2 protein-coding genes are annotated in these 1425 nt (G+C 48.0%); both read right to left on the reverse strand.

The genetic code is table 11. From position 1 onward, the window contains the following. Positions 1–135 precede the first annotated feature (135 nt). Complete coding sequence (locus IEJ02_RS51575; protein WP_191070498.1) at positions 136–417, reverse strand: hypothetical protein; 282 nt, start codon at positions 415–417, stop codon at positions 136–138. Continuing rightward, a complete protein-coding gene (locus IEJ02_RS51580) occupies positions 401–1375 on the reverse strand; it encodes a hypothetical protein (RefSeq protein WP_498067147.1) in 975 nt (324 codons plus the stop codon). The genes IEJ02_RS51575 and IEJ02_RS51580 overlap by 17 nt, the downstream gene beginning before the upstream one ends. Between the last annotated feature and the right edge of the window lie 50 nt (positions 1376–1425).

Below are 1425 nucleotides of genomic sequence, written 5' to 3' on the forward strand. Positions count from 1 at the left end.
CTGAGTTCTTGTAGATATTCGGTTCTTTGTCTGTTTGATGGCAGTGCATCCAATGTCGCAACAATAAAAAAGATTTTAAGTACAATACAGTATAACAACATGTTGATATTAGGTGTAAAATTAGAATTAATTGACTTAGAAGCATTTGCGGTGGACAATTCCAGGGCCGGATTCGTCGTATTCTTGTTTGGAGATCCACATTTGTTGGAAAGTGGACAGGGAGGCCAAGATGGATCCTCCGATCCAGACGGAGTATTTCCTTTCTGGGGGAGCGATGATCTTGATCTTGATGGTTGATGGAGCGAGGGCGGTGATTTCCTTCTGCATACGGTCAGCAATACCAGGGTACATGGTGGTACCACCAGAGAGTACGGTGTTGGCGTACAAGTCCTTACGGATGTCAACGTCGCACTTCATGATGGAGTTGTAGACGGTTTCGTNCAGCAATACCAGGGTACATGGTGGTACCACCGGAGAGTACGGTGTTGGCGTACAAGTCCTTACGGATGTCAACGTCGCACTTCATGATGGAGTTGTAGACGGTTTCGTGGATACCCACAGATTCCATACCCAAGAATGAGGGTTGGAAGAGAGCTTCAGGGCAACGGAATCTTTCGTTACCGATGGTGATGACCTGACCGTCAGGAAGTTCATAGGATTTTTCCAAGGAGGTGGAGGCAGCAGCGGTGGCCATTTCTTGTTCGAAGTCCAGGGCAACATAGCAAAGTTTTTCCTTGATGTCACGAACGATTTCCCTTTCAGCGGTGGTGGTGAATGAGTAACCCCTTTCAGTAAGGATCTTCATGAGGTAGTCGGTCAAGTCACGACCAGCCAAGTCCAAACGGAGGATGGCATGGGGGAGAGCGTAACCTTCATAGATTGGTACAGTGTGAGATACACCATCTCCAGAGTCCAAGACAATACCAGTGGTACGACCGGAAGCGTACAGAGAAAGTACAGCTTGGATGGCAACATACATGGCAGGGGTGTTGAAGGTTTCAAACATGATTTGGGTCATCTTTTCCCTGTTAGCCTTGGGGTTCAATGGAGCTTCAGTAAGGAGGACGGGGTGTTCTTCTGGGGCTACACGGAGTTCATTGTAGAAGGTGTGATGCCAGATCTTTTCCATATCATCCCAGTTGGTGATGATACCGTGTTCAATGGGGTATTTCAATGTGAGGATACCTCTTTTGCTTTGGGCTTCATCTCCTACGTATGAGTCCTTTTGTCCCATACCGACCATGACACCCTGATGCCTGGGGCGACCCACGATGGATGGGAATACGGCACGTGGGGCATCGTCCCCAGCGAAACCGGCTTTGCACATACCGGAACCATTGTCAACGACAAGAGCCGCAACATCGTCGTCACACATTTTGTTTGAGTTTTTAGTTACACTGATGCACAGACAGAAAAGAACTCGAA

The sequence above is a fragment of the Streptomyces sp. 5-10 genome, assembly GCF_014712245.1.
Classification (GTDB): Bacteria; Actinomycetota; Actinomycetes; order Streptomycetales; family Streptomycetaceae; genus Streptomyces; species Streptomyces violaceusniger.

Bases quoted from the DNA above. Each gene is read 5' to 3' on its own strand.
- IEJ02_RS51575 (WP_191070498.1), bottom strand. From the start codon at position 417: ATGAAGTGCGACGTTGACATCCGTAAGGACTTGTACGCCAACACCGTA.